This window comes from Kaistella yonginensis, assembly GCF_030409525.1.
Lineage (GTDB): Bacteria > Bacteroidota > Bacteroidia > Flavobacteriales > Weeksellaceae > Kaistella > Kaistella yonginensis.
In genome coordinates this window covers 1-26,482 of the sequence record NZ_JAUFQB010000021.1, presented here as the reverse complement: position 1 = coordinate 26,482, position 26,482 = coordinate 1, and the positions used below count along the sequence as shown (strand labels likewise).

At 37.2% G+C, this 26,482-nt stretch carries 22 protein-coding genes; 18 read left to right on the top strand and 4 right to left on the bottom strand.

Features of this window, described 5'->3' with window-relative positions:
- Positions 1-33: 33 nt before the first annotated feature.
- The 9 genes from QWY78_RS08170 (at position 34) to gcvP (ending at position 10,164) form a co-directional block, all read left to right on the top strand.
- Positions 34-2,319 (top strand): TonB-dependent receptor, encoded by a 2,286-nt coding sequence (locus QWY78_RS08170; RefSeq protein WP_290218530.1) that lies wholly within the window; start codon positions 34-36, stop codon positions 2,317-2,319.
- Positions 2,320-2,323: 4 nt separating this feature from the next.
- Positions 2,324-2,803: a thioredoxin family protein gene (locus QWY78_RS08165; RefSeq protein ID WP_290218528.1), complete on the top strand. Its 480-nt coding sequence runs from the start codon at positions 2,324-2,326 to the stop codon at positions 2,801-2,803.
- Positions 2,804-2,909: 106 nt separating this feature from the next.
- Complete coding sequence (gene tpx, locus QWY78_RS08160; RefSeq protein WP_290218525.1) at positions 2,910-3,407, top strand: thiol peroxidase; 498 nt, start codon at positions 2,910-2,912, stop codon at positions 3,405-3,407.
- A 243-nt stretch (positions 3,408-3,650) separates the two neighbouring features.
- Positions 3,651-4,064, top strand: coding sequence for an SRPBCC domain-containing protein (locus QWY78_RS08155; RefSeq protein WP_290218523.1), 414 nt, complete (start codon positions 3,651-3,653; stop codon positions 4,062-4,064).
- A gap of 303 nt (positions 4,065-4,367) precedes the next feature.
- Positions 4,368-5,234, top strand: a complete 867-nt coding sequence (locus QWY78_RS08150; protein WP_290218520.1) for a VOC family protein — start codon at positions 4,368-4,370, stop codon at positions 5,232-5,234.
- 57 nt (positions 5,235-5,291) lie between these two features.
- Positions 5,292-5,735, top strand: coding sequence for an SRPBCC family protein (locus QWY78_RS08145; RefSeq protein WP_290218517.1), 444 nt, complete (start codon positions 5,292-5,294; stop codon positions 5,733-5,735).
- Positions 5,732-6,190 carry a DoxX family protein gene (locus QWY78_RS08140; RefSeq protein WP_290218514.1) on the top strand — a complete coding sequence of 153 codons (459 nt, stop codon included), beginning with the start codon at positions 5,732-5,734 and terminating at the stop codon, positions 6,188-6,190. The genes QWY78_RS08145 and QWY78_RS08140 overlap by 4 nt, the downstream gene beginning before the upstream one ends.
- 78 nt (positions 6,191-6,268) lie before the next feature.
- A complete protein-coding gene (locus tag QWY78_RS08135) occupies positions 6,269-6,913 on the top strand; it encodes a J domain-containing protein (RefSeq protein WP_290218512.1) in 645 nt (214 codons plus the stop codon).
- A gap of 392 nt (positions 6,914-7,305) precedes the next feature.
- Positions 7,306-10,164: an aminomethyl-transferring glycine dehydrogenase gene (gcvP, locus tag QWY78_RS08130; protein ID WP_290218509.1), complete on the top strand. Its 2,859-nt coding sequence runs from the start codon at positions 7,306-7,308 to the stop codon at positions 10,162-10,164.
- Between the two features lie 194 nt (positions 10,165-10,358).
- Here gcvP and QWY78_RS08125 read toward each other — a convergent pair whose 3' ends face one another.
- Complete coding sequence (locus QWY78_RS08125) at positions 10,359-11,456, bottom strand: hypothetical protein (RefSeq protein ID WP_290218506.1); 1,098 nt, start codon at positions 11,454-11,456, stop codon at positions 10,359-10,361.
- Between the two features lie 50 nt (positions 11,457-11,506).
- On the opposite strand from QWY78_RS08125, the gene dgt reads away from it, so the two are divergent.
- Positions 11,507-12,862 carry a dGTP triphosphohydrolase gene (gene dgt / locus QWY78_RS08120; protein WP_290218503.1) on the top strand — a complete coding sequence of 452 codons (1,356 nt, stop codon included), beginning with the start codon at positions 11,507-11,509 and terminating at the stop codon, positions 12,860-12,862.
- Between the two features lie 69 nt (positions 12,863-12,931).
- Complete coding sequence (locus QWY78_RS08115) at positions 12,932-13,828, top strand: SPFH domain-containing protein (protein WP_290218501.1); 897 nt, start codon at positions 12,932-12,934, stop codon at positions 13,826-13,828.
- A gap of 78 nt (positions 13,829-13,906) precedes the next feature.
- Here QWY78_RS08115 and QWY78_RS08110 read toward each other — a convergent pair whose 3' ends face one another.
- Positions 13,907-14,923 carry a T9SS type A sorting domain-containing protein gene (locus QWY78_RS08110; RefSeq protein ID WP_290218499.1) on the bottom strand — a complete coding sequence of 339 codons (1,017 nt, stop codon included), beginning with the start codon at positions 14,921-14,923 and terminating at the stop codon, positions 13,907-13,909.
- 276 nt (positions 14,924-15,199) lie between these two features.
- Here QWY78_RS08110 and prfB point away from each other — a divergent pair, with 276 nt between their 5' ends.
- On the top strand, positions 15,200-16,312 hold the full coding sequence (prfB, locus tag QWY78_RS08105; protein WP_290218496.1) for a peptide chain release factor 2: 1,113 nt from the start codon (positions 15,200-15,202) through the stop codon (positions 16,310-16,312).
- Between the two features lie 64 nt (positions 16,313-16,376).
- Positions 16,377-17,072: a DedA family protein gene (locus tag QWY78_RS08100; RefSeq protein ID WP_290218493.1), complete on the top strand. Its 696-nt coding sequence runs from the start codon at positions 16,377-16,379 to the stop codon at positions 17,070-17,072.
- Positions 17,073-17,169: 97 nt separating this feature from the next.
- Here the strand turns inward: QWY78_RS08100 and QWY78_RS08095 are convergent, their stop codons facing one another.
- Positions 17,170-17,538, bottom strand: a complete 369-nt coding sequence (locus tag QWY78_RS08095) for a glyoxalase (protein WP_290218491.1) — start codon at positions 17,536-17,538, stop codon at positions 17,170-17,172.
- A 159-nt stretch (positions 17,539-17,697) separates the two neighbouring features.
- Between QWY78_RS08095 and QWY78_RS08090 the strand changes: the two genes are divergently transcribed.
- Complete coding sequence (locus QWY78_RS08090) at positions 17,698-18,027, top strand: ArsR/SmtB family transcription factor (protein ID WP_290218488.1); 330 nt, start codon at positions 17,698-17,700, stop codon at positions 18,025-18,027.
- Positions 18,028-18,075: 48 nt separating this feature from the next.
- Positions 18,076-18,909 carry an arsenite methyltransferase gene (locus tag QWY78_RS08085; RefSeq protein WP_290218486.1) on the top strand — a complete coding sequence of 278 codons (834 nt, stop codon included), beginning with the start codon at positions 18,076-18,078 and terminating at the stop codon, positions 18,907-18,909.
- A 71-nt stretch (positions 18,910-18,980) separates the two neighbouring features.
- Here the strand turns inward: QWY78_RS08085 and QWY78_RS08080 are convergent, their stop codons facing one another.
- On the bottom strand, positions 18,981-19,967 hold the full coding sequence (locus tag QWY78_RS08080; protein ID WP_290218483.1) for an SDR family oxidoreductase: 987 nt from the start codon (positions 19,965-19,967) through the stop codon (positions 18,981-18,983).
- A 205-nt stretch (positions 19,968-20,172) separates the two neighbouring features.
- Between QWY78_RS08080 and QWY78_RS08075 the strand changes: the two genes are divergently transcribed.
- The 3 genes from QWY78_RS08075 to QWY78_RS08065 all read left to right on the top strand — a co-directional run bounded on the left by QWY78_RS08075 (position 20,173) and on the right by QWY78_RS08065 (position 26,210).
- Positions 20,173-21,000, top strand: a complete 828-nt coding sequence (locus QWY78_RS08075; protein ID WP_290218481.1) for a tetratricopeptide repeat protein — start codon at positions 20,173-20,175, stop codon at positions 20,998-21,000.
- 370 nt (positions 21,001-21,370) lie between these two features.
- The gene (secD, locus tag QWY78_RS08070; protein ID WP_290218479.1) at positions 21,371-24,286 is read left to right on the top strand and encodes a protein translocase subunit SecD; all 2,916 of its coding nucleotides are present in this window, start codon (positions 21,371-21,373) and stop codon (positions 24,284-24,286) included.
- 700 nt (positions 24,287-24,986) lie between these two features.
- A complete protein-coding gene (locus QWY78_RS08065) occupies positions 24,987-26,210 on the top strand; it encodes a TCR/Tet family MFS transporter (protein ID WP_290218476.1) in 1,224 nt (407 codons plus the stop codon).
- Positions 26,211-26,482 lie beyond the last annotated feature (272 nt).

The following is a 26,482-nucleotide window of genomic DNA, read 5'->3' as shown; positions in this document are numbered from 1 at the left end:
CTTTTGTAGTTTTGCCTTTATAACTTAAATATAATGATAAAAGGATTAATGTTTGGGGCACTTTTGCTGATGGCAAATTTTAGTTTTGGTCAAAATGCTGCGATTTCGGGGAGAATTAATGGAGAGGGAACAACAAAAATTGCCGCTCATGTTTCTTTAGAAGGAACACCATATGCTGTATTTACAGATAGCTTAGGTGTTTTCCGATTTGATGAAATCCCACCTGACCACTATAAGTTAAGCGTAAAAGTAGATGGTTTTCAAGCTTTCTATAAAGAGATATTGTTAAAGAAAGAGGATCAGTTAAATTTTGAGATTAATTTAGAACCGCTCGACAGAGGTGCTGATATTGAAGATGTAGTCGTCACCGGAACTTTAAAATCAGTGCGAAGATCAGATAGTCCGGTTGCGGTAGAAGTATATGCGCCCGCTTATTTTAAGAAAAACCCGACACCCAGTATTTTTGATGCCTTGCAAAATGTAAATGGGGTACGACCACAGTTGAATTGTAATATCTGCTCCACAGGCGATATTCACATCAATGGTTTAGAAGGTCCTTACACCATGATTTTGATTGATGGAATGCCGATTGTAAGTTCACTCGGAACCGTATATGGTTTGGCTGGCATTCCAAATTCATTGGTAGAAAGAATTGAAATTGTCAAAGGGCCTGCATCTTCACTTTACGGTAGTGAAGCAGTGGGTGGTTTGATCAATGTGATTACGAAAAATCCTCAGAATGCTCCCTTATTTAGTGCTGATCTTTTTTCGACCACTTGGGGAGAATATAATTTAGATCTAGGTTTTAAGTTTAGTGCAGGAAAGAAAGCAAAAGTCCTCACCGGAATTAACTACTTTAATTACCAAAACAAAATTGATGATAATCATGATAATTTCACAGACATTACCTTGCAAGACCGAATTTCTGTTTTCCAAAAATGGAATTTCCACCGAAAAGAAAACCGACTGTTTTCCGTAGCTGCTAGATATATGTATGAAGACCGTTGGGGCGGGGATATGCGCTGGAATAAATCGTTCCGAGGTGGTGATGAAATTTATGGTGAAAGCATCTATACCAACCGTGTTGAGGTTTTTGGAAATTATCAACTTCCTGTAAAAGAGAACCTATTTTTAGGATTCTCATTCGTAAATCACGAACAGGACAGCCGTTATGGGGAAACTTCTTATATCGCTACGCAGAAAATTGGTTTCGGTCAGTTGACGTGGGATAAAAAAGCAGGATTACACGATTTGCTATTGGGTGCCGCGTTGCGATATACCTTTTATGATGATAATACGGTGGGAACTTCAAGTATTTCAGGCGAAAACGATTCCGAGAAAATAGTTCTTCCAGGAATCTTTTTTCAGGATGAAATTAATTTAACAGCGCATCATAAATTACTTTTGGGTTTTCGCTATGATTATAATACGATTCATGGAAATATCTTTACTCCTCGTCTGGCTTATAAATGGTCCATCAATCAAAATAATATTTTAAGACTCAATGCGGGCACCGGATTCCGCGTGGTAAACCTCTTCACAGAAGATCATGCTGCTTTAACCGGTGCGCGAGAGGTGGTGGTTTTAACTGATTTGAAACCAGAAAAATCATATAATGCCAATCTTAACTACATTAAAAAAATGTATTTCGGTTCAGGCTCCAATATTACTTTAGATGCGAGTGCTTTTTATACTTATTTTACCTATAGAATTGTGCCCGATTACGAAACCAATACAGTGCAAATTATTTATGATAATATTGATGGTTTCGCAGTCAGTAGAGGAGTCAGTCTAAATTCTGACTTTAATTTTGCAAACGGGTTAAAGGTTATTTTGGGTGGTACAATCATGGAAAATACACTTACCTCCGACGGATTTACTGAACATCAGATCTTAACAGAAAATTTCACAGGAACCTGGGCGGTTTCCTATATAATACGGCCGTGGAAAATGGTGATTGATTATACCGGAAACATTTATGGGCCCATGCGTTTACCTTTGTTAGGAGATTTAGATCCTAGAAAACCGTATTCGCCCTGGTGGAGTATTCAAAATATTCAGTTTACTTTTGATGGTTTTAAGAACTTTGAAATCTATGCTGGTGTGAAAAACATTTTAAACTGGACGCCGACTAAAGGAAATCCGTTTCTTATTTCAAGAGCACATGATCCGTTTGATAAACAAGTACAATTTGATGCTGATGGCCAAGCCGTGGCAACGCCAGAAAACCCGTACGCACTAACTTTTGATCCCAATTACGTATATGCTCCAAATCAGGGGATACGTGGTTTTCTTGGGCTGAAATTTACTTTAAAATAATTCGATGAAACCGCTAACCTTATTTTTTACACTTTTTTTTATAGGAACTTTGATGCGGGGTTTTTCGCAATCAAAAATTCATCCTCTTGAAAATGTAGAAAATCTTCAAAAGACTGAAAAGAGAAATCTCCTTGTTTTTCTTCATACCGATTGGTGTTCGTACTGTAAAACCATGCAAAATTCAACCTTTAAAAATAATAAAGTGCAGGATTTATTAAAAGAAAAATTTTATTTCGTAGCGCTTAATGGGGAAGAAAAATCGACTATTGCATTTGCTGATGCTGTTTTTACTTACCAGCCAACGGGCGTCAAAACTGGGTATCATGAATTAGCACTGGCCTTAGGAAGTTCCGCTGGGCAAGTTTCTTATCCTACTTTAGTATTGTTAAATCCCAAGCATGAAATTGTTTTCCAACACACAGGCTATATGACTGCAATAGATTTACTAAAGATTTTAGAAATATCGAACATTGTAGAAGAGTGATCGGTTAATTTTTTAAACTCCTCAATATTAAGATTAATTTAACTTTCAATTTTTCCTCAATGATTTTATTTTTCCTAATTTTGAATCAATATAAATAAATACAATTATGGCAGATATTACATTGCACGGTAATCCCGTTCAAACCAGCGGGAATTTACCTGAAGTAGGAAGTACAGTAAAAACTTTTGAATTAATTGATGAGGAATTGAAAACCAAATCGAATCAGGATTTTTCTTCCAAGAAAAAAGTATTTAATATTTTCCCAAGCATTGATACGGGCGTGTGTGCCGCTTCTGCAAGGAAGTTTAATGAAGAAGCTGCCAAATACAAAGATGCTGTGGTGATCAATGTTTCCAGAGATTTGCCTTTTGCACTTAAACGTTTTTGTGCTGCTGAAGGTCTAGATAATGTAGTGAGCTTATCAGACTTCCGTGGGACTTTTGGTGAGGATTATGGCGTTACAATCAAGGATTCACCCATGCAGGGATTGTTGAGTAGAGCAGTTATTGTGGCCGATGAAAACGGAAAAGTTCTGTATACAGAACAAGTACCAGAAATCGCACAAGAACCCAACTACGAAAAGGCATTAGAGGCTCTAAAATAATTATATAATAATTGATGGAATTCTTGTTAGTAATACAAAACTGGCAAGAATTTTTTTTTAAGATGAATTTCTAAATAATTTTCCACCCTTTAGTTTTGGGGAAAAAGAAATTTTATTTGAAAGCAAATTTAAATAGGCTCATAATTTAGCAGAATTTTTAGCAAAAAATAAATAAATAACCAGTGCGTTTACACCGTCCTCACAAATATGAAAATTATTCCGTATTTTTATAAAAAATAATCTATGGAGCCGATAACGATTAACATTACAATTTTAAAACCCATTCAAAAAGTTTGGGATTATTTTTACAATCCAAAGCATATTGTAAAATGGAATTTCACCACACCAAATTGGCATTGCACCAATGCCGATATTGATTTTCGTGAAGGAGGATCATTTGATTATCGGTTAGAATATAAAGACAAAAGCTTCGGATATAACTTTGCGGGTGACATTGTGGAAATTAGAGATAAAGAATACGTGAAAAGTATTCTAAAAGATGGCAGAACCATTGAAGTCTATTTTAAAGAAATCGATGAAAATACCACTGAAATTATAGAGGTTTTCGAGCCGGAACAACAATATTCCAGAGAAATGCAACGAGTAGGGTACTACGCAATTCTGGATCGTTTTCATAAATACGTCGAGAATAATTAATCCATTTAACAGCGTTTTTTAATGCTGTTTTTTAATTTCAATGAGCCTTAAAGCTTGTTTAAAATTCATCAAAATTAATTTCCCCAATCCGTAAAGGGTTTAAAGTTGAGGTATTTTTAAGAAATTTACACCCTTTTGAGTTGTGGAAAAAGAAAATTTCTTTTTTAAAGCAAATTTAAACAGGTTCTTAATTGCATACCGAACAATTTAAAAAATAGCATGAATATAAGTAAATCTTTGTCGTGCGTGACTGAAATATTTGTCGCAAATTCGATAAGTATTTACATAATCTAATTGAAAAATATGAACAATACTATATTTCCCTGTCTTTGGTTTAATGGCGATGGCAAGGAGGCTGCGGATTTTTACTGCGAAACCTTCGGCGGAAAAATTACTGCAGATACCCCTGTTGTTTTAAATCTGGAGTTATTCGGGCAAAAACTAATGTTTCTCAACGCCGGGCCACAGTTCGAAAAAAACGCCTCCATCTCTTTTATGGTTCTTTGTGAACACGAAGATGAGGTTCTGAAATATTGGACTCAGCTGAGCAAAAATGGAATTGTTTTAATGGATTTGGGTGAATACGCTTGGTCAAAAATGTACGGTTGGGTTAGGGACCAATTCGGGGTAACCTGGCAAGTTTATCTTGGTGAAAAACAAGGGGAACAAAAAATAATTCCGACCTTAATGTTTATTCATCAAAATAATGGGAAAGCCCAAAAGGCGATGGAATTTTACACTTCTATTTTTCCGCAATCTAAAATTGGCAGGGTATTAAAATATGGTGCAGGTCTGGGAAATGAAACCCATGAAGACGCTGAAAATGTGCAACATGCTCAATTTGAAATCGATCAATATACATTTTTTTGCTTGGATAATTCCTACGATCATCCCTTTGATTTCAATGAAGGAATTTCGATCGTCGTTATGACCGATGATCAAATCCAAACCAATCACTTATGGAATTCACTTCTTGCTGCTGGCGGCAGAGCGTCAATGTGTGGCTGGTTGAAAGATCAATTTGGTGTCAGCTGGCAAATTGTTCCTAAAAGATTGTTAGAATTGATGAATGATTTTGACCAGCCACAGAAAGCACAAAAAGTTGTAGAAGCCATGATGAGTATGCAAAAGATAGAAATTTCCGACTTAGAATCGGCCTATAATTCGTAAATTTCTATGGATTAAATCTCTTTGAAATCAATCGCTTAACTATTTTAAAACTTTATTATGGAAACTTTAAATTATGAAATTCAGATCAACGCGCCCATTCAGAAAGTTTGGGATTTGCTTTGGTCTCCCGAAAGCTATTCACTTTGGACTCAATTTTTCGCCTCTGGTTCAATGATGAAATCTGATTGGAAAATTGGGGGTAAAACCTACTTTACCAATGAAGAAGGAGAGGGAATGGTCTCTACCATCAAAAGCTTAAATGAACCTTTTGAAGTTATTTTCTCCCATTTAGGATTGGTGAAAAATGGAGTAGAAGATACCGAAACTAAAGAAGTGAAAGAATGGAGTGGCGCCGAAGAAAAATACTTTCTACGTGCTATTGACGAAAATATAACGGAACTTCGTGCAATAGTTCATAGTGATGGTGCGCATAAGGTAGAGATGACAAAGGGGTTTAATAGAGGGTTTGAGCTGCTCAAAAATCTGGCAGAAAAAATATGAAACTCTTATCAATCATTGCGGTCACGTTTATTTTATCATTGGTGGCGACCCGACTTATAGAAGGTTTTTGGAATTTTGTATTTTCAGGGAATTTAGCACTGGCGGTTTTTATCATTTTCACAGGTTTGGCCCATTTTAAATATCAACAAGGAATGGCGATGATGATTCCGGAAATCTTTCCCGCCAAAATATTCTTGGTTTATTTTACCGGAGTTTTAGAAATAGCAGCCGGAGTTGGCTTGATGATTCCAGCTCTGCGAGAAAATACCGCGGTGGTATTAATTTTCTTTTTTATAATCATCTTTTTTGCAAATATCAATTCCTCCAAGAAAAGGATCAATCTTTTTAAAGCTGATTTTACCGGTCCTGGTATGGCTTATTTGTATAAAGAAAGACTTCCCATGCAAATAATTCTAATGGTGTGGACTTGGTTTTTTGGGATTTATTTATCTTAAATTGTCAGCAGTAAAAACTTTTAATTTCTTACTTTTGCCGTTCCAATAACGCAACTCCGAATTCCCTTCTTGATTCGAATGAAAAACTATTATTATTTTCTCGGTGTTAATGAAAATGCTTCTGAAGAAGACATTAAAAAGGCGTATCGCAAATTATCATTGAAATACCATCCCGATAAAAATCCCGATGATGATTTTTTTGAAACCCGTTTCATTGAAATTCAAGAAGCCTACGAAATATTGATTAATACGGAGAAAAGAAGAATTTATGATGATAATTTAAGTCACCAAAACCGAAGTTATCGACCCAATTTACCACCGTCCATCAAATCGTTTTCTGCAAATAAAGTTCGGGTGCAAAAAGGTGAAGAAGTCATCATTACTTGGCAAACGCAAAATGCAGATATTGTTAAAGTGTTACCCTTTGGCTTGCAAAAGGGATATGGTGAAAAAATAATTCGAATTACAGAATTTAAAGACGGCCAATTTCAGTTGTTATTGCATGTGACCAATTCGTTACTGAATAAAACCGTTGTTCAAGGAATTACGATTACCGAAATTTTTGAAAATAAAAACGACGAATTTCGAAGTGAGGTAGAAAATCTTTTCAAAACCGAAAAGCGTACTCTTTCAAATCCACATGGAATTCCGAGAGTTGTGAGAATAGGATTATTCATTATTTTTATTCTTGTTATTTTATTGGCGATATTTCAAAGCCGCTAAAACACGCTAGAATTCAAACCAATTTAAGCCTTCCAGGGCATTTCTTGCACCTTTTTCCTTTCTTAAATTTTTTACAGCAATTCTTCTTGCCACATGCTATTTCCTCATTGATTTCATTAAACGGCCTTAGCGGCAATACTTTAAAAGGGATAATCTGACCATTCATCTTGCAAATATAAATTTAATTTAGAATAAATCAAAATAAGAGTGTTATTTTTTGCTAAATATTTTAAGGTGAGATTATTACGGGTTTTCTCTTCCTGTCAATGATAAAAGTTTTTATTTTTTTTAAAGTTTTTGATTAGAATTAAATGAGATTTGTCAATTGCGACAATGCTTAAAAATTTGTATTTTTACGAACCTATATTTCAGAAATAATCTAGTAAAAATATATGAATACCACACAATTTGTAAATCGCCACATTTCCTTGAATCAAGCCGATACACAAGCAATGTTAGAGAAAGTTGGCGTTGCGAGTATGGAAGAACTAATTGGTCAAACCATTCCAGATTCGATTCGACTAAGAGAGGAACTCAATATTTCAGAGCCACTTTCGGAGCAAGAAATGTTAGCCCATTCCAAAGAGTTGGCTGCAAAAAATCTAATGTTCGATAACTATATCGGATTCGGCTATCACAATACCATTTTGCCCAGTGTCATCCAACGGAATATTTTAGAAAATCCATCTTGGTATACCGCCTATACGCCTTACCAAGCAGAAATAGCACAAGGGAGATTAGAAGCATTATTAAATTTCCAAACAGTTATTTGTGATCTAACCGGATTTGAATTGGCAAATGCATCGCTATTAGATGAATCTACAGCTGCTGCCGAAGCCATGCACATGTTCTTTGAAAGCAGAACGAAAACGCAGAAAAAAGCCGGCTCTCAGAAATTTTTCGTCTCCGATTTGGTATTTCCGCAAACCATTGCAGTTTTAAAAACCAAAGCAGAAGGCCTAGGAATCGATGTAATCATCGGAAATCACAAAACGCATCAGTTTAATGATTCGTATTTCGGCATCCTTTTACAATATCCTGGTAAAAACGGGATTATTATCGACTATTCAGAAAACATACAATATTATAAAGAATTTGAATTACAGGTTGTTGTAGCCTGTGATCCTATGGCGTTGGTGAAATTAAAATCACCAGCGGATATGGGTGCCGATTGTGCGGTTGGAACCACCCAAAGATTTGGGATTCCGATGGGTTATGGCGGTCCTCATGCTGCTTTTTTCGCTTGTAAAGACGAATACAAACGTGATCTTCCAGGCAGAATTATCGGAGTTTCCCAAGATGCTTATGGGAAAAGAGCGCTTAGAATGGCACTGCAAACCAGAGAGCAACACATTAAAAGAGAAAAAGCAACTTCAAATATCTGTACAGCGCAGGTTCTTTTAGCCGTAATGGCAGGAATGTATGCCGTATATCATGGGCCACAAGGATTGAATTTCATCGCAGATCAAATTCACTTCAAAGCAATTGCTTTGCGAAATGGCCTGTCCATGTTGGGCTATGATATGGTGGAAGAATCAATATTTGATACGGTGAAATTTAGAATTCATGAAGAAGATAAGATCAGACTCATCCGAGTGATGCGCGATCGAAAAATTAATCTGAATTATTTCTCTGAAGGAATCGTCAGTATTTCTTTAAATGAATCTTCAACGGAAGCCAAAGTTCAATATCTTTTTGATGCTTTTGCTGGCTTTTTAGATAAGCAAAGTTTTAAATTAATTTTTAAAGATGAAGTTCAGATTCCACAGGAATTTTTAAGAACAGATGAAATCCTTAAAGAAGAAGTTTTCAACAAATACCATACAGAAACAGAGTTGATGCGCTATATCAAGCGTTTAGAAAGAAAAGATCTTTCATTGACTCATTCTATGATTTCTCTTGGTTCTTGCACCATGAAACTCAATGCAGCTACGCAAATGTTGCCTTTGTCGTGGGCTGAATGGGGCAGCGTGCATCCATTTGTACCAACCGAACAAGCAGGCGGCTATCAGATTTTAATTAAAGAATTAGAAAAGGATTTAGCAGAAATCACAGGTTTTGCAGGAACATCTTTGCAACCCAACTCTGGCGCACAGGGGGAATATGCAGGGTTAATGGTAATTCGTGAATATCATAAATCCCGTGGCGAAGGGCATCGTAATATTGCTTTGATTCCGCAATCTGCACATGGAACGAATCCTGCTTCAGCCGTCATTGCAGGGATGAAAGTGGTGGTGGTGAAAAATCTTGAAAGTGGTGAAATCGATTTCGAAGATCTAAAAGCAAAAGCCGAATTGCATAGCAACAATCTTGCTGCAGTGATGATTACCTATCCGTCAACCTACGGTTTTTTTGATGATAATATCATTGAAATTACCGATTTAATTCACTCCCATGGTGGACAAATTTATATGGACGGGGCGAATATGAATGCACAAGTAGGCTACACCTCGCCTGGTAATATTGGCGCAGATGTATGTCACTTGAACTTGCACAAAACCTTTGCTATTCCACATGGTGGCGGTGGCCCTGGTGTTGGCCCAATCTGTGTGGCAGAACATTTGGTTAAGTTTTTGCCGAGCAATCCCAATATTAAAATCGGAACAAAAGAATCAATTGAGGCCATTTCTGGTGCGCCTTACGGCTCCTCATTGGTCTTAAATATTTCTTACGCTTACGTGAAAATGCTCGGAACCTTTGGTTTGAAAAAATCGACGGGTCATGCTATTCTTAATGCCAATTATTTAAAAGAAGTTTTAGGTGAACATTTCCCAGTGTTGTACTCAAACAGAAAAGGAAGAGTTGCCCACGAATGTATCATTGATTTCCGCCAGTTTAAACCCCTGGGAATTGAAGTTGCAGATGTTGCAAAACGTTTGATGGATTATGGTTACCACGCTCCAACAGTGAGTTTCCCTGTGGCAGGAACCTTGATGATCGAACCTACGGAATCTGAAAACAAAGAAGAATTGGATCGTTTCGCAGAAGCATTGATTTCAATTAAAAGAGAAATTGATGAAATCGCTGATGGGAAATTTGACACGGTCAATAATGTTCTTAAAAATGCACCTCATACCGAACAGGTCGTCATTGCAGATGATTGGGATCGACCATACAGCCGTGAAAAAGCTGCCTATCCCTTGGAATGGGTTCGAGACCGTAAATTCTTCGCCTCCGTTTCTCGGGTTGATGAGGCTTATGGAGACCGAAATCTGGTGTGTACGTGCGCTCCGATTGAAAGTTATATGTAATCAAATTTGCATAAAATTTAAATTCCTGAAGATTATCTTCAGGAATTTTTTTGTTTAAAAAGTTCTCTACTAAAATAATTTTAGAACTTATTTTGATTAATTTTAAAGAAATTTCCTGCCCGTTTAGGCTTGGGGAAAAAGAAAAGTTCTCTTTTTTGGGCAAACTTAAGCAGGCTTTATAAGGATGAAATAAATTACATCCCGAAAGTTAAAGTGTATTTTTTATCAAATTTCCATTTGCCATTTACAAATTCTGCAGAGATTGTTCCGTCGCCAGTTTCATCAGAAAAATCTGTGAAATAGACCTCAGGATAACCTTTATAACTTTTCATTTTACTGTATTTCCCCGGGAAGAAATGGTCAAGTACATCTTCTTTAATCGGTGCTTGTTCTGCGGTATTGTACACCAAAACTTTTATATGTTTGGGATTGATGGCTTGAAAATAATCGCAATTGGTAAGGATTTCTACAAAAGAGTATTTGGTCGGCGGTTTTGGATGGTCAACCAAAGTTTCATACATAACTGTAAACTTATCGGTACCAGATTTAAACTTAGGATTCGGATCTATAAAATCTGCGATACCATCTCCATCGGTATCAGCTGCCTCTGAGTTTAAACCGATGAATTTTTCAAAAAGGTCATTGAAACCATCTTGGTCACTGTCTTTCTTTATATCTTCCAGATTGATTGTAAACTGAACACCCTCTTTAATAACATCATATTTCGGCAGCATTGGAATGCGCGACAATCTTTGAATATCAACCAGTGTTCCCTTCATCGAAAATTGATTATTATCCAAGAATTTTTGATCTTTTCCATAAAACTCGGTAAGATAAACGTTCTGAGTTAATCCTAAAAAGTAAGGTTTAAAATCGCCTTTGTTTTTTTCAACCAGCCATAAGCCATACTTATTTTTTGCTAAAGCGTACTGATCCTGAACGGATAAATATTTAAATTCAGGTAAAGCAGCAATCCACTCGCCAAATTTTTGTTGATATTCTTCAGAACCGAAGTATTTATCTTCAGCTGATTGCAATGCTTCCGTTATTTTTAAATCATAATTAAATTTTTTAAAGTCAGTAAGCGATTTCATGTGAATGTGAGCGGGCAGATTTTTAAGAATCTCTGCATGCGTAGGATGTGGCACGGGCTTTACAATCTCATCAAAATTAGCACCTTCATTCAAAATAAAGCATTGTTGTTCGGTGCTCAATTGGGCTTTTTCGCCACTTTCTGATTTTTTCTCGCATGACAAAATAAGCAAAGGCACCAGTAAAAAATAAACTTTCATATTAAAAACTTTTATTAGTTAAATTTAAGACTTATTTTTGGGAAAGTATTATGATTTTAAACAGCCTTTTTACCCATCAGCGAACCGGCAATCACCCGGCAACTTCGGCGTCGCGAACTGATTTTCAACGGGATTTTGACCGAATTATTTTTTCTGCTTCCTTCCGAAGATTACAAAATAAGACCCAGGTTTTTCCACTACCGGGAAGTGTTTTTGTGCACAACCGCTTAACTCATTCTCTGGAAGTTTCTTCCGTTGGACGAAGTTTAGGAAGTGCCGTTGGAGATTTTATTTTTAATAATTATAAAAATGATCTTGATGAAAATGCTCAGAATTTTTATCAGCATAATTTACACAATGTAATCGCCGCCGCATGTTTGTGCCATGATGTTGGAAACCCAGCTTTCGGACATTCCGGTGAAGATGCAATCGCCAGTTATTTTGAAAAAAATGAGAAAGATTTAAAGGCGAAATTCAATGAAAAAGAATGGGCAGATTTGGTGAATTTTGAAGGAAATGCGAATGCCATCCGAGTTTTAACACATCAGCAAACTGGCAAAGATGAAGGTGGTACGCAACTCACTTATACAACGCTAGCAAGTATTGCTAAATATCCCTGCGAGGCAATCGCTAAGAAAAAAGGCATCATTCACCGTAAGAAATTTGGTTTTTTTCAGAATGAAAAAGAAACCTTTTTAAATATTGCAAAATCGGTTCATCTGTCGCAGGAAAGTGAGGATCCAATGATTTTTAAGAGACATCCTTTTGTATGGTTGGTTGAAGCGGCAGATGATATTTGCTATAATATTATCGATATGGAAGATGCGCACCGCTTGGGAATTGTGTCGACCAATGATTGTGAAAACCTATTTTTTGACCTGATCAAATCAGAGAATCAGAACACAAAAAGAGTGGAAGATAAACTCGCCATTCTGACCAATGCGAACGAAAGAATTTCTTATTTAAGAGCGAAGGTGATTAATGCTTTAATAAATAAATCGATCCAGATTTACCAAGAACAGTTTGATGATATTTTAGCAGGAACTTTAGATAAAGCGCTTTTGGATATTTATAAAACCGACAATCCCTCTTTGCAGGAAATTGAAAATTTTTCCATTGAAAAAATCTACAATCAGAAAAATGTGGTCGAAATCGAAAACGCTGGTTTTAATGTCATGTATGAATTATTGAATCACTTTATACCCCCAATTTTAACAGAAAAATATGCCCGTAAATCATATGATAAAATGGCCTTAAAACTATTGCCCAAACAGTTTCTTTATGAAGAGGGAAGCGATTATCAGAAGGTTCTTGGCGTGATTGATTTTGTCTCCGGAATGACCGATAATTTCGCTACCGATTTATACCGAAAGATCAAAGGAATTGATATTGGAATGACCATGTAAAATCGACAAATTTTAATTATCTTTATCCGAAATCAAAATGATTTAACAAAAACCATAAAAAAAAGACCTATGACTTATTTAGGATTTATTATCTTTTTCGGCCTTGTTGTTTTATTTGCCTCATTTTTTACAGTGAAGCAGGCGACAGCGGCGATTGTAGAACGTTTAGGAAAATTTCACGTCGTGCGCCAATCTGGTCTGCACTTAAAAATTCCTTTTATCGACCAAGTAGCCAAAAGAATGAATTTGCGGATTCAACAGTTGGATGTAATTATTGATACCAAAACTTTGGATAATGTTTTTGTACGAATGAAAGTTTCTGTACAATATCAAGTTATTGAAGCGCAAGTGGCAGATTCATTTTATCGATTAGAAAATCCGGAAAATCAGATTACCTCCTACGTTTTTGATGTGGTAAGAGCTGAAGTTCCAAAGTTGAAATTGGATGATGTATTTGTACGAAAAGATGATGTCGCCATTGCGGTAAAAAGCGAATTACAGGAAGCCATGCAAAGTTATGGTTACGATATTATCAAAGCTTTGGTAACGGATATTGATCCAGATGAACAAGTGAAACATGCGATGAACAGAATTAATGCTGCCGAACGTGAAAAAACTGCCGCAGAATACGAATCTGAAGCCCAGAAAATTAGAATTGTAGCTGTTGCAAAAGCAGAAGCAGAATCGAAAAAACTTCAAGGTCAAGGTATTGCAGACCAGCGAAGAGAAATTGCAAAAGGCTTAGAAGAATCTGTGAAAATGCTCAACGATGCAAATATCAATGCGCAGGAAGCGTCTGCTTTAATCGTGGTTACCCAGCATTATGATACGCTCCAAGCAATCGGATCCAGTAACAAGAGCAGTTTGGTCTTGTTGCCGAACTCACCAAGTTCAGCCAGTAATTTACTCAATGATCTGATGGTTTCTATGGCAGCCACGCAGAAAATGGAAGATCTTCAAAAATAATTTCTTAGATTAAAGAAAAAATGTAGAAGCCGTTTCACAAGTGAAACGGCTTCTTGCTTAAATAATCTTTCAGAAAGATTAATTTTTAATCAATTTGGTAACTTTAACGGTAGAGCCATCTTTCACCTTAACCATGTATGCACCTTTACCTAACGTAGAAATGTCATATTGATCAGCTACTTTAAATTCTTTTACCATTTTTCCACTCATGTCATATAATGAAACGGTAGTTTTTGCTTTATCTGTTTCGCTTGGTAAAGCTAATTTAAAATAGTCCGCTGCAGGATTAGGGTAAACTCTTACTCGGTTATCCATTTGTCTTATTTCAGAGGTTCCTAAAGCTTCCGCCGTGTACGTAATGATAAATGGCATATCTTGTGGATAATCTGGTGCGGTCGCTGGATTTCCATCATCAATGATGCTTGCCCAGGTGCTTCCAGTCCATTGTTTCGCATTAAATTCAGGTAAACCTCGAGTTCCAGGAATAGTCACTGTTGGTGCAAAACCTGCATTTTTCGCAGCATCTTCAAATTGATACTTCACCCAATATGTTCCAGGATTCAAAGTCGTAGAAACATTTGCTTTTACATTCCATATTTTTCTTGTGGTTCCCGTAGTACTTCCCGGAGCCGGAACTGAAGAATTAAATATTCGATACATTTTGGAATCTGTTCCAGACGCAAAACGATTGGTGGTGTCATCACCAAAAACGCTCGTGCTGGTGCCGACCGCAGGATCGCCATCGAAAATATTTACGCGAACGATATCAAAAGGTGCTGTTGCTCCAGTATAGCCAGTTCTGTAAATATAGAATTCCATTGCCGTAATATTCCACTTTTCGCCAACAGGAATCGTAAAATCGTCAGCAACAAAAAAGACTGTGCTGGTCGTAACCACAGCAGAATATCCTGAAGAGGTATTGGATTCAGTCGTGTTACCTGTATTGTTCTGAACTTCCGCCCAGGTATAACCCGCTGGTGCTGAAGCTCCACTGTTAGAAGTTGTCCCGGTACTCAGGCCTCCGTTGTTGTAGATTTGCGCATGAGCAACCTGAAAAGTTGCCAGACCAATCGCTAAGAATAAAAGTTTTTTCATGATAAAGGTTTTAATTAGTTTAATTCAAATGTACAATATTTTTTAATAAAATCTATCAAATATAAAGATATTTAATGTTTTCTTTGGTGTATTACTGTTTTCATAGGGGTTTTTATTGCTAATATGATTATTTTAAGTGGTGCGTCCTCTTGTTGTTTTATATCGTATAACTCAAAATATTTTGATTACTAAGAGATAAAATTCAGTTGTTGTGTTTTCTACACTCCTTTATTTTAATGCATTTTTAAAACTATTTTAATTATTTTTGCAACACTTATGATCAACAGCGACCAAATAAAAGACGTGCAAGCCAGAATCGGAGAATTGTACAAGCACCTGCAAATCGACCGGAAAACAATCGAAATTTCTAATGACGAAGAGAAAACCGTCGCGCCAGAATTTTGGGACAATCCCAAGGAGGCCGAAGTTTTTATGAAGCAACTTCGCTCCAAAAAAAAATGGGTCAATGAGTACGAAGAAATATTTAAACGCTTTGAAGATATTCAGATTTTAATGGATTTTGCGAAAGAAGATGTAGAATCAGAGAAGGAACTCACCGAGTCTTTTCCGGTACTGGTTCAAAAAATTGAGGATTTAGAATTTAAAAATATGCTTTCTAACGAAGGTGATGAACTTTCTGCAGTGCTGCAAATTACCGCCGGAGCTGGTGGAACAGAATCCTGCGATTGGGCTTCCATGTTGATGAGAATGTACACCATGTGGGCAGAAAACCAAGGGTACAAAATACGTGAACTTAATTATCAGGAAGGAGATGTTGCCGGCATCAAAACGGTAACCTTAGAAATTGAGGGTGAATTTGCCTTCGGTTATTTACGCGGCGAAAATGGTGTGCATCGCTTGGTTAGGATTTCTCCTTTTGATTCCAATGCAAAGCGACATACCAGTTTTGTCTCCGTATATGTGTATCCGCTCGTTGATGATACCATTGATATTAATATTAATCCCGCCGATATTTCTTTTGAAACCATGCGTTCCAGTGGAGCGGGTGGCCAAAATGTAAATAAAGTAGAAACTGCGGTCAGGTTGCGCCACGCACCTACTGGCATTATTATTGAAAATTCTGAATCCCGTTCTCAGCTTCAAAATAAAGAAAAAGCGATGCAGTTGTTGCGCTCAAGATTATACGAAATGGAACTCGAAGATCGCATGAAAGCCCGAACCGAAATCGAAGCCGGAAAGATGAAAATTGAGTGGGGAAGCCAGATTAGAAACTATGTAATGCACCCGTATAAATTGATAAAAGATGTACGTTCGGGTCATGAAACTTCTGATGTAGATGGCGTGATGAACGGTGGCCTAACTCCTTTTCTTAAAGCATTTTTGATGGCAGATGGAACTGCCGTGTCGGACGATGATTTTTTACTCTAAAATTTAGGAAACTTTAACAATTTGTTCATATTGATAGACGCTGTCTTTTATTATCTTTGCATCCATGGAAAATTTCGAAAGCTGGAAGGATCTTTTAAATCCTGAATTTTATATCCAAATGGGCGGTTTTTGGCTCATCTTATTTATTGTATTCGCAGAAACTGGTTTATTTATAGGTTTTTTTCTGCCGGGTGACAGTTTACTTTTTGTTTCCGGAATTTACGCTGTTGAGATCATTAAAGAAACATTTGGCTCTACAGGAAGTGATTTACTAGATACCACCATTTTGGCAACATCGGTCGCAATTGCTGCCATAATTGGTAACGAAATAGGATATTGGTTTGGTAGAAAAGCAGGTCCCGCACTTTACAAAAGAGAAGATTCATTTCTTTTTAAGAAAAAATATCTTTTTCAAGCACATGACTTTTTCGAAGAACATGGCGCTCTGGCCGTAATTATGGCGAGATTTTTACCCATCGTAAGAACTTTTACACCCATTGTTGCCGGAATTGTGAAAATGGATAAAACCCGCTTTTTAATCGATAACATAATTGGCGCTTTCTTGTGGTCGTTCTCCTTGATTTTTGCCGGACATTATTTAGATGCGTTATTCAAAACTCAATTCGATATTGATTTAAAATCGCACTTAGAAATGATCATTATCATTATCGTTTTAATTACCACAGTTCCAATTATAGCGAAGTTTTTCTTTGGAAAAAAGAAAGAAGAAGTTAACGATGAGATTGATACCCACGGATAGTGATTGAACCTCTTATAGTACACCACAGCATTCTTGATCAGAATGCTGTTTTTTTGTTAATGGGAGTTATTCCGTTTTGATGATTTCACCAACACGGTTATTTCGTGATACTCTTGAGCCGCTCGATCAACATGGTGATGATTCTTCTGTTATAATCTTTGGCTTGCGCTCCATAAACAGCGAATTCTTCAATGGTAAAAAGACCAATGGTCATTCCAATCAAAGTGTTTTTAAGAACACTATCTTTTTGAATACTTTGTTCGATAAAGGTTCTTTTCTTAGCACCCGATAGCGTTTCGTAATCTGATTTCTGTCGTATTGCATAACTTTCAAAATGAGCCAAATAAAGATCGTTCTGTACTTTTAAGATGGGTCTTAATGTACGATTTTGAAAGGTTTCTACCTCACTACTGTTTTCTAAAATGGGAATATCTAAGGGTGGTCTGAGTGCTAATTTGGTGATCACTTTTTTTATTTTGATGGAATGTAAAGGTATTGATTTGAAACAAAACTGAGCCTTTTTAAAATGAATTGGTATGTAATTTCTTGAAATAATTAAATTTTATCGACAAATTGTTTCCAAAATAAATTCTTTATCGTAATATTGCAATATAGAATTTAACCCATGGGCGCAAGTAAAACAGAGCACTTTACAGAGGAGGAAAATGAAATGGCAAAAATAGCGAAAGCTTTGGCTCATCCAGCTCGAATTGCCATTCTAGAGCACCTTTTAAAAGTGAATGACTGCATTTGTGGCGACATTGTTTCTGAACTTCCACTTGCTCAACCCACGGTTTCTCAACATTTAAAAGAAATGAAAAATGCTGGAATCATCAAGGGAAATATTGAAGGAAATTCCGTTTGTTACTGTCTTAATGAAGCTACGATTGAACAACTACATCTCTACTTAAAAGAAATATCAAACAAATTAATGAGTAGAAAATCGTGTTGTTAATTTCGATTTAATTTAAAATAAAATGTAGCCCCCAAAACCCAACACCCAATGAATACCAACGAACAAATCAAAGAAATGGTAAAGCAAAAATACAGCGAAATTGCTTTGCAGGATCAGGAAACGAATGCGGCATCTTGCTGTGGCAGCGGTGGATGCACGACCGAAGTCTATAATGTAATGAGCGATGAATATGATCATCTGAAAGGATATAGTGCTGAAGCAGATTTAAAATTAGGTTGTGGTTTACCCACGGAATTTGCCAAGATTCAACCCGGAAATACCGTCGTTGATTTAGGGAGTGGAGCTGGGAACGACTGTTTCGTGGCGAGACATGAAACGGGGGAAACCGGAAAAGTAATCGGAATTGATTTCACACCGGAAATGATAGATAAAGCTCGAAGTAATGCGGATAAGTTAAAATACAACAACGTAGAATTTCGCTTAGGTGATATAGAAAATATCCCGACCATGAGCAATATTGCAGATGTCGTGGTGAGTAATTGCGTGATGAATTTGGTACCCAATAAACCTAAAGCATTTAGTGAGGTCCATCGGATTTTGAAAATTGGTGGGCATTTCAGTATATCTGATATTGTTTTAACAGGAGAACTTCCGGAACGAATTAAAAATGCCGCCGAAATGTATGCAGGTTGCGTGGCAAGTGCTATTCAGAAGGAGGATTATTTAGAAATTATTAAAAATTCTGGCTTTAAGAACATCACCATTCAAAAAGAAAAACCCATTATTATTCCGACAGATATTTTAAAAAATTATTTGAATCAAGACGAAATAGAAACGTATAATTCAAATAAAAATATCATATTCAGCATCACCGTCTACGCCGAGAAGCTGGAGCAATGTTGCGGCCCGACTTGTTGTTAAAAAATTAAATAGTGTAAAAAAAGCAAGATGAAATTCTTGCTTTTTTATTTTTTTCTTGAAATCGGAGGACATTATTTTTTATTGGATCTAACCAAAAGAAATCCCAGCACTATTCCTACAACCATCATCATCACGGTTTTTGTTTTTTTAGACGGAACAGGCATAGCCATTTCCCCATAGATTCGCATAGGTTCTTTGGAGGGATATTTCACGTTGCCATCCGTATTGGTTTCAGCGCCAGGTTTCATCACCAATCGTAAAGCTGCGGAGGCGGTGTTGATGATCGCGCTCGGAAAAATACCGTACAACACTTTCATTATTTGTGCATAACCATCGGTAATGATACTTTTCTTTGGGTGTTTTGCGGCTTTAACCATTTGAGCTGCTAATTCACGAGGATCGGAGGAAAAAGGCGGGATTTTAAAATCTAAACCCGAATATTTTGCAGAGTGCATATTTCCTGTTGATTGTTGAATACCCGGATATAAGCCCACAATGTGGATATTCGGTTCATCCGAAACTTCACCTTGTAAACCTTCGACCATCCCGCGAATTCCAAATTTTGTACTGGAATATGCCGTAGAATAGGGAGCCGGCATCCACCCACCAATCGAAACATTATTTATTAAAATTCCTTCTTTCTGTTTTTTAAAAACAGGAAGCACGGCATGAGCGCCATGTAAAAATCCTAATAAATTGGTTTTAATAACCTGGTCCATGGTTTCAACCGGTATTTCTTCAAACTTTCCGCTGGCCATCACGCCGGCATTATTTACCCATATATCGATTCGACCATTGAATTGCAAGGCCTGCTCTGCCAGATGTTTAACTTGCTCTGCGTCGGAAACATCGGTGGGAACGCCCAACGCTACCACCTCTAAATCATGGCATAAAGCAACGGTCTCATCTAATCCTTCCTGACCTCTGGCAGCGATTACCACATTGCAACCTTCCAACGCAAAAGCTTCGGCCGCAGCTCTGCCTACACCACTTGTTCCACCCGTAATTACAACTGTTTTACCACGTAATTCACCGTATTTTTTTTCTGTATTTTTCATAATAATTAATTGTATTTATTAAATTGATGAGTGATAACAATCAATTATTATGCAATTCATTTTTTAATCAAGGATTTAGACTCGTTTTAATGAAACTCAACTGGGGTTATTTTTATACTTTTGGATAGCATTTTTTTTCACCTAACTCTTCAAAGCAACTTTTATGAAACCATTATTATTTTTTTTTATTTTATTTTTTGGCTCAATGTATTTTAGTCAAACTTTAGAGCAGTCTGCGGCGGAAAAATCATGTGAATGTCTTAAAAAATTAACCGTGCTTAATGATGAAAATTATCAAAACTGCATTTCAACTTCCTTAACCGAATCCTTAATGGTAGGCGATGTAAAAGGGAATATGAAAAAAATCGGAACGGTGAAAGGGATGAAGTTGACTTTGGAAAAAGTGTACACCATGATTGAAAATAATTGTGTGCTCGACCCTAGCAATGAAATCGATCAAAAAAAAGAAATTTTTTATGGTTCCTCTCCAAACCACGAGGCGAATATTTCATACAATATTGGTAAAGATTTTATGGAACAGGGCAATTACGAATGGGCGGTAAAATCATTTGAAAAAGCGTTGGAACATGATCAACTTTTTGTAATCGCTTACGATGATCTTGGACTTTCTCATCGTCGCTTGGATCATTTTGATGAAGCCATCAGCTACTATAAAAAATCATTGGCCATTTTTCCTGAAGGTGATTTTGCCTTAATGAATATTGCAGCGGTTTATAATCTACAAGAAAAATATGCAACGTCTAATGAGTATTATGCAAAACTGATTCAATATCAACCACAAAATCCAGAAGGCTACTATGGTTTCGGCAGAAACCTAAGCTTTCTAGGAGATTACGAAAATGCCCTGCGGTACATGATCAAAGCGCATAAAATATATGGCCGTGAAAAATCAGACTATGAAGCCCACTCTCTTCAAATGATCAAAGTAATTTACAGCCAGATGAAGGAAAAGGGCAGTGAAAAAGATTTTCTCAGAATTGCCAAAGAGAATGGGCTCGATATCAAACAATAGCACAAAAAAAATCAACTTCAAAATTAAGTACGTTGAGGAGTAATGGATCGCTTTATAGAAAGAAAATTTTCTAAATCAGAAGCTAAAAACCGAGGAGAGTTCCTCAAAACTTTTAAGAATTTACAAGTGAAATAACTTCATTTATCTTTAATTTATTTGGCATATAGAAGCGGAAAATGCCTAATTTAAGCGTGAGTTCAGGGTGGAAATTCACAAATTAGACGGTAGAAGCGTTGCTTTTTTTCCGTATTGAAACGCTTTACAGCTTGAACTTGATGAAATTTTCAAAATGAGTTGTTAAATAATTCTTAATTATATTGAAAATCATTATATTTGCCGACTATAATTTTAATGTTGTAAACTATTAACAATGCAAGGAAAAGGACTTATTACGCTGGTTGCGGTTATTCTGGGACTTATTTGTCTTAACGAATTGTTACCAACATGGTATGCTGGTAAAATTGAAAGACAAGCTACTGCCATTGCGGGAAACAACCCCGAAAAATATAACAAGGAAATCGCTCGTCTTTCGAAAGACACTCTTAACCTTGGATTTACGAAGTTGTATTACTCCAGAGCTCAAGAAAGACAAATGAAGTTAGGTCTGGATTTGAAAGGAGGGATCAACGTCCTGTTGGAAATCAACCAAAGAGATTTGGTAAATGATTTAACCCAATATTCTCCTAACCCAATTCTCTTGGAAGCCCTGGACAGAACGGATAAAGCCCAGAGAAATTCTACGAGGAATTATATCGATAATTTCTTTATCGAATTTGATGCGGTAAATAAAGAAAAAGGAACCAACCTAAAATTGGCTGATCCAGAACTTTTTGGAAACACCAACCTTACCGAAATTAAATTTAACTCTTCCGACGAGCAGGTTAAAAATATCGTTAGAACAAAAATTAGTGCTGCCGAAGGATCTGCTTATGAAGTAATCAGAACCCGTATCGACAAAATGGGCGTAACCCAGCCTAATGTTCAGCGTGTAGCAGGAACAGGTAGAATCTCGGTAGAAATGCCCGGGATTAAAGACATCGACCGTGTGAAAAAAATGCTTGCAACTTCAGCAAAATTACAGTTTTGGGAAGTGCAAACCATTCAAGAGGTCTTGCCTTATCTGGATCAATTATCAACAGTAGCAGCTGCAAAAGCTGATTCTATTGGTGTTCCAAAAAATGTCAACCTGATGAACATGCTTCAGTTGAACTCGCTTAAAGCTAGTGGCGTGGGAAATATCAAGCTTTCAGATACTGCTGCGGTTAACAAGATTTTAAATTCAAAAATTGCCAAAGACCTTCGTCCGGCAAATATCAAATACACCCAGTTTATGTGGGGTTATAAGCCAGAGTCTGGTGACGAAAATAACTTGGTTCTTTATGCAATTCGTGGTAATATTTCGCAGAAAGCGCCTGTTGATGGTGCCGTAGAATCTGCCAGAGTAAACTATGATGAATTAGGAAGAGTAGTGGTAGATATGCAAATGGATTCTAAAGGTTCCAAAGAATGGAAAACCATGACTGCGAAGAATGTTAACAAATCAGTTGCCGTTTCTTTGGATAATGTAGTCTATACCGCACCCAATGTAATGAATGAAATTCCCAACGGTAGAACACAGATTTCTGGGAACTTCTCTCAAGAAGAAGCACAGGATTTGGTAAACGTTCTTGGAGCGGGTAAGCTTCCTGCAAGTGCGAAAATAGTTCAGGCAGATGTTGTTGGGCCGTCTTTAGGGCAGCAATCAATTGATGCAGGGATGCTTTCCTTTATAATTGCCTTCTTGGTAATCGTAGCGTACATTATTTTCTATTACGGTGGAGCTGGTGTGTATGCGGTCATCGCGATGATCATCAACTTGTTCTACATTTTCGGAATCATGGATTCTATTGATGCGACTTTAACCTTGCCAGGGATCGCAGGTATTGTACTCTCCATGGCCATGGCGGTGGATACCAACGTAATTATTTACGAAAGAACCAAAGAAGAACTCTTCGCCGGAAAAAATATTTTAGAAGCCTATAAAGATGGTTTCAAGCATGCACTTTCTGCAATTATCGATGGTCACTCGACCACCATTTTAACCGCAATAGTCTTGTATGTCTTTGGTACCGGACCAATCAAAGGATTTGCAGTTACCTTAATCATCGGTATTTTGATGACCTTCTTTACGTCGGTATTATTATCAAGAGTGATGATTTTTGCAAGATTAAATAAAGGCAAGAGTCTTTCAGTATGGACCCCTTTAACCAAAAATTTATTTAGAAATGTCTGGATTGATTTTATTGGAAAAAGAAAATACGCGTATATGATTTCTGCCTTCCTAACTGTTGCGAGTTTAATTTCAATCGCGGTGAACGGATTCAAATACGGAATCGACTTTACCGGTGGTAGAAACTATGTTGTAAAATTCGATCAACCGATTGATGCAACCAAAGTTGAACAAAGTCTAGCCAAATTCTTCCAAACAGAAGATGGTAAATATTCCGCAGTAGAAGCCAAAACTTTTGGCAACGATAACCAATTGAAAATTTCTACCGATTACTTAATTGATGATTCTTCCTTAAATGCAGATCAAACGATTGAGCAAAAATTATATGAAGGCTTAAAATCGAGTCTGCCAGCAGATCTCACCTTGCAGCAATTTAAATCCGCAGATACCGCGCATGCTGGGATTGTGTCCTCAACCAAAGTAGGCCCAACAGTTGCCGATGATATCAAAACCGGCGGTATGTTTGCCGTAATTGCCGCGTTGGCAGGAATCTTCCTTTATATCCTTATTCGATTTAACAGGTGGCAATTCTCCTTGGGAGCAATCGTTGGCTTGGCCCATGATGCGATCATTATTTTGGGAACCTATTCCTTACTGCACAAGTTCATGCCATTCAATATGGAGATTAACCAAGATTTCATTGCGGCGATTCTTACCGTATTGGGATATTCAATCAATGATACGGTAATTGTATTTGACCGAATCCGTGAATATTTAAAAGACAAAAAATCACTAACCTTAGCCGGATTATTTGATGATTCAATCTCCAGTACTTTAGGTAGAACATTTAATACCTCCTTCACCACCATTTTGGTTATTTTAGCCATCTTTATTTTCGGTGGAGAAAACCTACGAGGATTTATGTTTGCCTTGTTGCTAGGTATTGCCTTCGGAACCTACTCTTCCATTTTCGTCTCTTCAGCAATCGCTTATGATTTCTTGAAAGGAAAAGGAAAAGAAGAAAAATTACACGGCAGAACCTCCGTAGACAAAGAAGAATTACCAGCGAAACACTAGATTTTTCTGCAATATAAAAATGAATGTCCTTCGAAAGAGGGACATTTTTTGTACAGCATGTAATCGTATTTTTTTATTGGGCAACTTATCCGCCTTCCGTTCCCGCTTTTTTGCTCCACTACGCTCCGCAAAAAGAGCTCCACTCAAGTCGGGTTGCAGCGTTGTTGTTTTTTATAAGACTATTTTTTAATTTAGAGAAACGGTGCATATTCGAGAGTTAGCCTTTATCATACAGATCAATTGAAAAAGATTAAAAAAAATCCCTAATTCGCGATGGCGCAGATTTAAAATCCGTGCATTCCGCTATGTAATCCATCTAGCCTCTTAGTCGTCATCATTCAAAACCACAAGCAAATGTTGTGGTTTTTTAATTGCCAAAACCTCCAACTTTTAAACCAAGACATGCAATACCCTCCCAACTCATAGCCATTAGCGCTCTTTAATACCGTAAGCCGACCGGTAAATCCGGACTTCTTTTTCCAAATCAGCAACTTTGATTTTCTTCAGTTGAAGCTCTGCTACCAATTCCGTTTGTGTAATTCGCTGACTGATAATTACGTATTAAACCAATACATTTAGATAGAAACTGTATAAAATGACGTCTTTTGCATACTGAACCGATCCATGCGAATCTGTTCACAATTTTTCTTGCGGTGCAATTACACCCTACATTCCGAAAAAAACTATCTTTGCTTCCGCAATGAAAAAAAATCAAAAATCTGCTGCTATCGGGTTTATATTCATCACCCTGCTCATTGATATTACCGGTTGGGGAATCGTAATTCCGGTTGTACCAGCCCTGATTCAGGAGTTAATTGGCTCCACAGATTTAAGTGTTGCGTCGCGGTATGGTGGTTGGCTCAGTTTTGCCTACGCCGGGACCCAATTTATCTTCGCTTCCGTGTTGGGTGGCTTAAGCGATAAGTTTGGACGAAGACCCATCATCTTATTTTCTTTATTGGGCTTTTCAATGAATTTTTTCATCCAGGCAATTGCGCCAACCATCTTTTGGCTCTTTGTCGGACGAATATTTTCCGGCATAACCGGAGCCAGTATTACCACGGCAAGCGCCTATATCGCCGACATTTCTAATGATGAAGATCGTGCAAAAAACTTTGGAATGATTGGCGCTGCTTTCGGGTTGGGTTTCATCATTGGTCCGGTGATTGGTGGTTTCTTGGGGCAGTACGGCGCACGGGTTCCTTTCTATGCAGCTTCTGTTTTGTGTTTGGTCAACTTTCTCTACGGATGGTTTATTCTACCAGAAAGTCTTGACAAAGAGCATCGCCGGGCATTTAACTGGAAACGTGCCAATCCAGTGGGTTCGCTGCTGCAACTAAAAAAACATCCGGAGATTTTAGGCTTAATTTCTACTTTGGTTCTGGTTTACATTGCGGGGCACGCCGTACAAACCAACTGGACCTTCTTTACCATGTATAAATTTGGTTGGAGCGAAAAAATTGTCGGTCTTTCCCTGGGCGTTGTAGGCTTGATGGCCGCCTTGGTACAAGGCTATTTGATCCGAATTATCCAGCCCAAATTGGGGAATGAGCGAACCATTGTGTACGGCCTTTCCTTGTATGCTACCGGAATGATTCTGTTCGCCTTCGCCAGTGAAAGCTGGATGATGTTTGCCTTTTTGATTCCCTATGGTTTAGGGGGAATTGCGGGACCCGCCTTACAATCGGTGATTTCTTCCCAAGTTCCCAAAAATGAGCAAGGCGAATTGCAAGGTGCCTTAGCGAGTTTAATTAGTTTTACCGCGATTATTGGACCACCATTAATGACGAATATATTTTATTATTTTACGCAGGATTCGGCGCCGTTTATATTTCCAGGAGCACCGTTTTTTCTAGGATTTGTATTAATGGCCATCAGTGCGGTTTTGGTCTATTTTTTATTCGCCAGAAAGAGAAGTAGATAAAGTATGTTATTCAAGAGACGGTCTCAAATTAAACGCTATCAACGGTTTAATGCATCAATTCATTAAAAGGGTGGCAGGAATTTGATCTCCAGAGAAAATAGTAGTTTTTAAAGATAAAATTTTCAGCTTAGCATTCTTACAATTCAGCGTAATAAACAATAGTAAAATGAACCTGTTGTGCATTTAGCATAAATTAATTTTTGTTTTATTTATACTTCTTTTAAAAACGAAAAAATTCAGATACTGTATCATTGTAAAGGAAGTGATTTTAG

What these genes read in the sequence shown, in the direction of transcription:
- QWY78_RS08170 (WP_290218530.1), top strand. Translation starts at nt 34, where the DNA reads ATGATAAAAGGATTAATGTTTGGGGCACTTTTGCTGATGGCAAATTTT.
- QWY78_RS08165 (WP_290218528.1), top strand. Translation starts at nt 2,324, where the DNA reads ATGAAACCGCTAACCTTATTTTTTACACTTTTTTTTATAGGAACTTTG.
- tpx (WP_290218525.1), top strand. Translation starts at nt 2,910, where the DNA reads ATGGCAGATATTACATTGCACGGTAATCCCGTTCAAACCAGCGGGAAT.
- QWY78_RS08155 (WP_290218523.1), top strand. Translation starts at nt 3,651, where the DNA reads ATGGAGCCGATAACGATTAACATTACAATTTTAAAACCCATTCAAAAA.
- QWY78_RS08150 (WP_290218520.1), top strand. Translation starts at nt 4,368, where the DNA reads ATGAACAATACTATATTTCCCTGTCTTTGGTTTAATGGCGATGGCAAG.
- QWY78_RS08145 (WP_290218517.1), top strand. Translation starts at nt 5,292, where the DNA reads ATGGAAACTTTAAATTATGAAATTCAGATCAACGCGCCCATTCAGAAA.
- QWY78_RS08140 (WP_290218514.1), top strand. Translation starts at nt 5,732, where the DNA reads ATGAAACTCTTATCAATCATTGCGGTCACGTTTATTTTATCATTGGTG.
- QWY78_RS08135 (WP_290218512.1), top strand. Translation starts at nt 6,269, where the DNA reads ATGAAAAACTATTATTATTTTCTCGGTGTTAATGAAAATGCTTCTGAA.
- gcvP (WP_290218509.1), top strand. Translation starts at nt 7,306, where the DNA reads ATGAATACCACACAATTTGTAAATCGCCACATTTCCTTGAATCAAGCC.
- QWY78_RS08125 (WP_290218506.1), bottom strand. Translation starts at nt 11,456, where the DNA reads ATGAAAGTTTATTTTTTACTGGTGCCTTTGCTTATTTTGTCATGCGAG.
- dgt (WP_290218503.1), top strand. Translation starts at nt 11,507, where the DNA reads ATGATTTTAAACAGCCTTTTTACCCATCAGCGAACCGGCAATCACCCG.
- QWY78_RS08115 (WP_290218501.1), top strand. Translation starts at nt 12,932, where the DNA reads ATGACTTATTTAGGATTTATTATCTTTTTCGGCCTTGTTGTTTTATTT.
- QWY78_RS08110 (WP_290218499.1), bottom strand. Translation starts at nt 14,923, where the DNA reads ATGAAAAAACTTTTATTCTTAGCGATTGGTCTGGCAACTTTTCAGGTT.
- prfB (WP_290218496.1), top strand. Translation starts at nt 15,200, where the DNA reads ATGATCAACAGCGACCAAATAAAAGACGTGCAAGCCAGAATCGGAGAA.
- QWY78_RS08100 (WP_290218493.1), top strand. Translation starts at nt 16,377, where the DNA reads ATGGAAAATTTCGAAAGCTGGAAGGATCTTTTAAATCCTGAATTTTAT.
- QWY78_RS08090 (WP_290218488.1), top strand. Translation starts at nt 17,698, where the DNA reads ATGGGCGCAAGTAAAACAGAGCACTTTACAGAGGAGGAAAATGAAATG.
- QWY78_RS08085 (WP_290218486.1), top strand. Translation starts at nt 18,076, where the DNA reads ATGAATACCAACGAACAAATCAAAGAAATGGTAAAGCAAAAATACAGC.
- QWY78_RS08080 (WP_290218483.1), bottom strand. Translation starts at nt 19,967, where the DNA reads ATGAAAAATACAGAAAAAAAATACGGTGAATTACGTGGTAAAACAGTT.
- QWY78_RS08075 (WP_290218481.1), top strand. Translation starts at nt 20,173, where the DNA reads ATGTATTTTAGTCAAACTTTAGAGCAGTCTGCGGCGGAAAAATCATGT.
- secD (WP_290218479.1), top strand. Translation starts at nt 21,371, where the DNA reads ATGCAAGGAAAAGGACTTATTACGCTGGTTGCGGTTATTCTGGGACTT.
- QWY78_RS08065 (WP_290218476.1), top strand. Translation starts at nt 24,987, where the DNA reads ATGAAAAAAAATCAAAAATCTGCTGCTATCGGGTTTATATTCATCACC.